At 63.8% G+C, this 6,985-nt stretch carries 6 protein-coding genes; 5 read left to right on the forward strand and 1 reads right to left on the reverse strand.

Translation table 11 applies throughout. The features are described from left to right. The first annotated feature begins 10 nt into the window (after nucleotides 1–10). From J8I26_RS20520 to J8I26_RS20530, 3 genes are all read left to right on the forward strand, one after another. Nucleotides 11–1,894 (forward strand): TRAP transporter large permease subunit, encoded by a 1,884-nt coding sequence (locus tag J8I26_RS20520; RefSeq protein ID WP_209608966.1) that lies wholly within the window; start codon nucleotides 11–13, stop codon nucleotides 1,892–1,894. Nucleotides 1,895–2,011: 117 nt separating this feature from the next. Next, nucleotides 2,012–2,782, forward strand: a complete 771-nt coding sequence (locus J8I26_RS20525) for a 3-oxoacyl-ACP reductase family protein (protein WP_209608967.1) — start codon at nucleotides 2,012–2,014, stop codon at nucleotides 2,780–2,782. Nucleotides 2,783–2,808: 26 nt separating this feature from the next. Beyond that, entirely contained in the window at nucleotides 2,809–3,606 is a 798-nt protein-coding gene (locus J8I26_RS20530; protein WP_209608968.1) for an SDR family NAD(P)-dependent oxidoreductase, read from the forward strand. Nucleotides 3,607–4,306: 700 nt separating this feature from the next. Here J8I26_RS20530 and J8I26_RS20535 read toward each other — a convergent pair. Continuing rightward, nucleotides 4,307–5,209 carry a LysR family transcriptional regulator gene (locus J8I26_RS20535; RefSeq protein ID WP_209608969.1) on the reverse strand — a complete coding sequence of 301 codons (903 nt, stop codon included), beginning with the start codon at nucleotides 5,207–5,209 and terminating at the stop codon, nucleotides 4,307–4,309. A 174-nt stretch (nucleotides 5,210–5,383) separates the two neighbouring features. On the opposite strand from J8I26_RS20535, the gene J8I26_RS20540 reads away from it, so the two are divergent. Next, the gene (locus J8I26_RS20540; RefSeq protein ID WP_209608970.1) at nucleotides 5,384–6,526 is read left to right on the forward strand and encodes a sigma 54-interacting transcriptional regulator; all 1,143 of its coding nucleotides are present in this window, start codon (nucleotides 5,384–5,386) and stop codon (nucleotides 6,524–6,526) included. Nucleotides 6,527–6,593: 67 nt separating this feature from the next. Then, nucleotides 6,594–6,985 (forward strand): NAD(P)-dependent oxidoreductase (locus J8I26_RS20545; protein WP_209608971.1); only part of this gene is annotated, 392 nt, incomplete at its 3' end.

Here is a 6,985-nt window from a genome sequence, read left to right on the forward strand (position 1 = left end):
CAGGAGGTTGATGATGGAAGCTGCAATGACTTACCGCGCGCCGGTAAACATGAACCCGGCCGCGCGTGCGCTGGTGGCGTTGAACCGCATGGTGATGCATGTGGTCGGCGCCGTCGCCGCCGCGCTGGTCGTGGCCGAGACGGTGGTGCTGTTGACCGGCGTCATTTATCGCTACGCGCTGCACGATCCGCTGGTGTGGTCCGATGAACTGGCGTCGATCCTGTTCATCTGGCTGTCCATGCTGGGCGCCGTGCTGGCGCTGGATCGCGGCGAGCACATGCGGCTGACCGCCATCATCAACAAATGCTCCGAAAAGGGCCGCGTCTGGCTGGAAACGGTCGCGGCCCTGGTGGTCTGCATCTTCGTGCTGATGGTGATCCACCCCGCGGTGGACCATTCGCTGGAACAGATGGCGATCACCACCCCCGCATTGGAAATCCCCGATGGATTGCGCGCCGCGGCCCTGCCGGTGGGCGCGATCCTGATGCTGCTGGCGGCGGTCTCGCGCATGGCTGCCATGACCTCGATGCGCCTGCTGCTCTCGGCGCTGGCCGTGGTGGCGGTGATCGGCGGCGGCCTGTGGCTGGCCAAGCCGGCGCTGCTGGCCATGGGCAACTACAACCTGATCGTCTTCTTCGTGCTGCTGATCGGCGTGTGCGTGGCCGGCGGCATTCCCATCGCCTTCGCCTTCGGCACTGCGACCATGGCTTACCTGGCGCTGGCCACCAGCGCGCCGCTGATGATCGTGGTCAGCCGCATGGACGAAGGCATGTCCAGCCTGATCCTGCTGTCGGTGCCGCTATTCGTGCTGCTGGGCTCGCTGCTGGAAATGTCGGGCCTGGCCAAGACGCTGATCGACTTCATGGCCTCGCTGCTGGGCCACGTGCGCGGCGGCCTGCAATACGTGCTGCTGGGCGCGATGTTCCTGGTGTCGGGCATCTCCGGCTCCAAGGCGGCCGACATGGCGGCCATCGCCCCGGCGCTGTTCCCGGAGATGAAAAAGCGCGGCTCCAAGCCTGAAGAGCTGGTGGCGCTGCTGTCGTCCTCCGGCGCGATGACCGAAACCATTCCGCCCAGCCTGGTGCTCATCACCATCGGCGCGGTCTGCAGCGTATCGATCACGGCGCTGTTCATCGGCGGCCTGATGCCGGCGGCCATCGCCACCATCGCCATCGCCATTGTCTGCTGGATGCGCGCCCGCCGCGAACCCATGCCGGACGTCAAGCGCGCCCCGATGTCGCTGATCATGAAGACCATGATCGCCGCCATCCCCGCGCTGGCGCTGCCGATGCTGATCCGCGTGGCCGTCATCGAAGGCGTGGCCACCGCCACCGAAGTGGCGACCATCGGCGTGGCCTATACCATCGTGGTCGGCCTGATCATGCACCTGTTCATGAAGCACCTGGACTTCAAGCGCCTGTACCCGATCCTGATCGAGTCGGCCGCCTTGTCCGGCGCCATCCTACTGATCATCGGCATGGCCACCTCGATGGCCTGGGCGCTGACCCAGTCCGGCTTCTCGGCCAAGCTGGTGGCGCTGATGCAAGGCGTGCCGGGCGGTGGCGTGGGCTTCCTGCTGATCACCATCGTCATCTTCATCGTGCTGGGCAGCTTGCTGGAAGGTATCCCCGCGATCGTGCTGTTCGGCCCGCTGCTGTTCCCGGTGGCGCGTTCGCTGGGCGTGCATGACGTGCACTACGCCATGGTGGTGATCCTGGCCATGGGCATCGGCCTGTTCGCGCCGCCCTTCGGCGTGGGCTTCTATGCCGCCTGCGCGATCGGCAAGGTGTCGCCGGACGGCGTGTTCAACCGCGTGTGGGGCTACCTGGCCGCACTGGTGGTGGCGCTGCTGGTGGTGGCCTTCGTGCCCTGGATTTCCATCGGCTTCCTCTGACCTCTTCACCAATGTCACCCGAGGCAGACCAATCATGCATTGCTGACACGGTAACGACTTAAAAACGGCGGCCCCATCCTTCCCCCTCCCGGGGCCGCCATCATCCACGGAGACAACATGAATCAAAGCGATAGCGGCGCCCGCGTGGCGTTCGTGACGGGCGGAGCCATGGGTATCGGCGCCAGCATCAGTCGCCAACTGGCCGACAAGGGCTACACCGTACTGGTGGCCGACATCAACCTGGATGCGGCCGCCAAGACCGCCGACGCGCTGGTCGCGGCCGGCCGCAAGGCCGCCCCGGTGCAGGTCGACATGGGCAACCCGGACTCCATCACCCAGGCCTTCGCCGCCGTCGAGAAGGACTACGGCCGCTGCGACGTGCTGGTCAACAACGCCGGCATCGCCAAGACCTACCCCTTCCTCGACTTCCCGATCGAGAACTGGCTGCAGACCATGAACATCAACGTCACCGGCGTGCTGGTGGCAGGCCAGGCGGCGGCGCGCCTGATGGTGAAAAACCGCTGGGGCCGCATCGTCAACATCTCGTCCATCTCGGGCATTCGCGCCGGCGCCGGCCGCACCGCCTACGGCACCTCCAAGTCGGCCGTGATCGGCCTGACACGCCAGATGGCCATCGAGCTGGCCGAGCACGGCATCACCGTCAACAGCGTGGCACCGGGCCCGGTCGACACCCCGATGACCCAGGCCATCCACTCGGAAGAAACGCGCCAGAGCTATTACCGCCTGGTGCCGATGCGCCGCTACGGCAGCACCGACGAGATCGCTTCCGCGGTGACCTTCCTCGCCTCGGACGACGCGTCTTACATCACCGGCCACGTGATTCCGGTCGACGGCGGGTTCGTCGCCGGCGGCGTGCTGGAAATCTGAATTCGATAATCCACAGGAGACAGGCAATGCAAAAACTGATGGAAGGCAAAGTCATCATCGTCACCGGCGCGGGGTCGGTTGGCGAAGGGTGGGGCAACGGCAAGGCGGCAGCGGCGCTGTACGCGCGCGAGGGCGGCAAGATCCTGGCGGTCGACCGCAGCATCGAGGCAGCCCAGGAGACCCAGGCGATCATCCGCAGTGAAGGCGGCGTGTGCGAGGTGATCGCCGCCGACGTCTCCAAGACGGCGGATGTGAAGGCCATTGCCGAGGCGGCCATGGATCATTTCGGCCGGGTCGACGTGCTGCACAACAACGTCGGCATTGCCGAGACCGGCGGCCCGGTCGAGACCAGCGAGGAGAGCTGGAACCGCCTGGTGGCGGTGAACCAGACCAGCCTGTTCCTGACGCACAAGTACGTGCTGCCGATCATGGAGCAACAGAAGAAGGGCGCCATCGTGAACATCTCCTCGCTGGCGGCCCTGCGCTGGATCGGTTTCCCTTATCTGGGCTATACCGCGACCAAGGCGGCGATCCTGGCCTTCACAAAGAACGTGGCGATGCAGTACGCGCCGCTGGGCATCCGCGCCAACTGCGTACTGCCGGGCCTGATGGATACGCCGATGATCCGCGAGCCGCTCAAGGCGTCCTATGGCGGCAATATCGAAGAGATGCGGGCCAAGCGGCATGCGCAGTGTCCGATGGGGTTCATGGGGGATGCCTGGGATGTGGCGCATGCTTCGTTGTTCCTGGCGTCGGATAATGCGCGTTACATCACGGGCTTGGATTTGATTGTGGATGGGGGCTTGTCGTTGAAGGTGGCCTGAGGCCGCAGTTTTGTTCGTCAGCACCGTCGTCGTCCCGCGCAGGGCGGGATCCAGCGTCGTTCGTTGTGCTTCTTCGGCGCTGACGTTCATTACCCAAGCAGCATCAAGCGTCGTCATTGGTCGCAAGACAGACTCGGCATCAATTGAATCCGTCGTCCCTGCGAAAGCAGAGACCCAGTGTCGTTTGTTGCGCTTCACTGGTGCTTGCTGGGTGTGCTAGGTGTGCTAGGTGTGCTAGGTGTGCTCGGTAGTCTGCTCTTGCGACGTGCAGATGTGCCGGCTTTGTGTTTTTCTTTCTCCGGTCGGAGCGGAGCGCCGGGGGCGGCCCGGCAGCCGCTCACTTTTCTTGCTCCGCCAAGAAAAGTAAGCAAAAGAAGGCGGCCCCTAAAGTGCCAGCCCCTGCGGGGTACCCGTCGGAGCGCGCTGAAAAATGGGCAAGGCAAAGTCGCTGCGCTCCGCTTGCCTTGCTGATCCATTTTTCACCACGCTCCGCCGGCTGGCCCACAAGGGGAAATACCATCCGCCTCGCCTGCGGCATCGGGATTGGGGCTCGCCTGCGGCATCGGGATTGGGGCTCGCCTGCGGCATCGCGCTGTTTCTTCCTCGCCTGCGGCATCGATGTGTCGGCTCGCTATCTCACGCAATCCGTCATCCCGGCGAAGGCCGGGATCCAGTGTCGTTCATCTTCAGACGTCTCCGCTCAAACCGCCACCGGCCGCAACTTCCTCCACACCTCGACCGCCGTGTCGGCGAAAGTGCGGATGCAGGGATTCGAGTTTTCCTTGTTCCAGATCACCGCCACTTCCACCAGCGGCGGGTTGGTCAGCGGTTTGAAGACCGTGGCTTCGAGGTGCATCGCCTGCATCGAGGTCGGCACCAGGGCTACGCCCAGGCCTTCGCCGACCAGGTTGACGATGGTTTGCTGCAGGTTGGCTTCAAGCACGATGCGCGGGCGAAAGCCGTTGGACTGGCAGTGGTTGACGATGATGTCGAACACCACCGGGGCGATGCTGCGGGGGATGCTGATGAACGGGTCGTCAGCCAGTTCGGCAATCGAGATGGCGGATTTGCCTGCCAGGCGGTGGTCGCGCGGGAGCACCGCCAGCAGCGGCTCGGCGTAGATGGTGTGGCTGTCCAGCCGGCTGCAGTCCTCGGGACGGTACATGATGCCGACATCGACCTTTTCATCCTCGATGTCGGTGGCCAGCAGGTTGGGGACGTATTCGGTCAGGCGCATGTCGACCTCGGGATAGGCGGCCGAGTAATGGCGCGTGACCGAAGGCAGGATGTTGTAGGCCGAGGACATCATGAATCCGACCTTCAGCGCGCCGCTTTTGCCGGTGCTGGAGGACGACACGTTGCGTTTCGCCCGTTCCAGTGCCTTGAAAATTTCTGTGGTGTCGCGATAAAAATATTTGCCGGCCGGGGTCAGCTGGATGGCGCGTTTGCTGCGGTCGAACAATTGCGCGCCCAACTCCCTCTCGAGCGCTGCAATCTGCCGTGTGAGCGGGGGTTGCGAGATATGCAACAGCTCGGCCGCGCGTCCGAAATGCAGAGTTTCTGCTACGGTGCGGAAATAGATGAGATGTCTCAACTCGATCATTTGATACCTTCAAGGTATTGATTCTGTCAGTACATTGTATTGGAAGTCATCAGATTGTCTCGTTATTCTTCGACGCAGAGGTGGCAAACTTGCGACCGCCTCAAGGTGCCCGGCACGCCAAAAGCGCGCCTTGCCGCCATAAGAAGAAAAAGCAGTTCAAGACAGGAGACAATCATGCCGACACAAACGGTAGAGCTGCCCATGGCAGGAAGCGACGTCGGAACAGCCGGTTCAACTAGCCGCAATGCCCCGCGCAACATGTCCCGCAACACGCCGCAATATCGCGCCATCGACCAACTGGCCGAAGGCGACGACGTCATGCGTGACCTGGTCGAGCGCGGCAAGCGCCTGATCGACCGCGGCATTCCTATTCTTATTCTTGGCGAAACCGGCACCGGCAAGGAATACCTCTCGCGCGCCCTGCATGAGTACAGCGAGCGCCGTCGCGCCGCCTGGGTGGCGGTCAACTGCGCTTCCATTCCCGAGAGCCTGGCCGAGAGCGAATTGTTCGGCTATTGCAAGGGCGCCTTCTCCGGCGCGCTGCCGGGCGGCATGAAAGGCAAGGTGCAGCAGGCCGACGGCGGCACCCTGTTCCTCGATGAAATCGGCGACATGCCGTTCGCGCTGCAGACGCGCCTGTTGCGCGTGCTGTCGGAACGCGAAGTGATTCCGCTGGGCGCGATGCGCCCGGTACCGGTGGACGTGCAACTGATCTGCGCCACCCACCAGGACCTGAAGACGCTGATCGCCGAAGGGCGCTTCCGCGAAGATTTGTATTACCGTATCGCCGGCGGCGTGCTGCGCCTGCCCGCGCTGCGCGAGCGCGCCGACCGCCGCCGCGTGATCATGAACATGATCGCCGCCGAGCTGGCCGTGGACGATGCCGATGAAACCATGATCGCGCCGGCGGCGCTGCAGCGCATGCTGGCCTACCCGTGGCCGGGCAACCTGCGCCAGATGCATGCGGTGATCCGCTACAGCTGCGCGGTCATGGATGGCGGTCGCATCGACGTGCGCGACCTGCCCGAAGAATTGATGCAATTCCAAGCGGCGAACCTGGGCCATACCGGCCACGCCGCCAACGTCCGTCCCATCGTGCCACAAGCCGATACGGCGGCGATTCCTCTGCGCCAATCAGGCGAAGCGCTCCTGGATGAGCGCACGCGCGTTATCGATGCGCTCAATGGCAGCCGCTGGAACATTTCCGCCGCCTCGCGGCAACTGGGAATGTGCCGCGCCTCGCTGTATCGCAAGCTGCGCCAGCTGGATATCCCGCATGTGCGCGACCAGGCGATGCCGGCCTACGCCGTCGCCTGAGACACCCACTTCACATTTCACCAAGGCCGGGCGGGGAGCCCGGCTTACGTATCTCTTTAGGAAGACCATGAAAGTTTTTTACGACAAAGACGCAGACCTGTCCCTGATCAAGAACAAGAACGTGACCATCATCGGTTACGGCTCGCAAGGCCACGCGCACGCGCTGAACCTGAAGGATTCGGGCTGCAAGGTGACCGTCGGCCTGCGTAAGGGCGGCGCATCGTGGAGCAAGGCCGAGAAGGCCGGCCTGAAGGTGGCCGAAGTCAACGACGCGGTCAAGGACGCCGACGTCATCATGATCCTGCTGCCGGATGAAAACATCGGCCAGGTGTACGCCGAAAACGTTGCGCCGTTCGCCAAGCAAGGCGCCACCGTGGCGTTTGCGCACGGCTTCAACATCCACTACGGCCAGGTCGTGCCGCGCGCCGATCTGGACATCATCATGATCGCGCCGAAGGC

The organism is Herbaspirillum sp. LeCh32-8, assembly GCF_017814915.1.
Classification (GTDB): domain Bacteria; phylum Pseudomonadota; class Gammaproteobacteria; order Burkholderiales; family Burkholderiaceae_D; genus Herbaspirillum.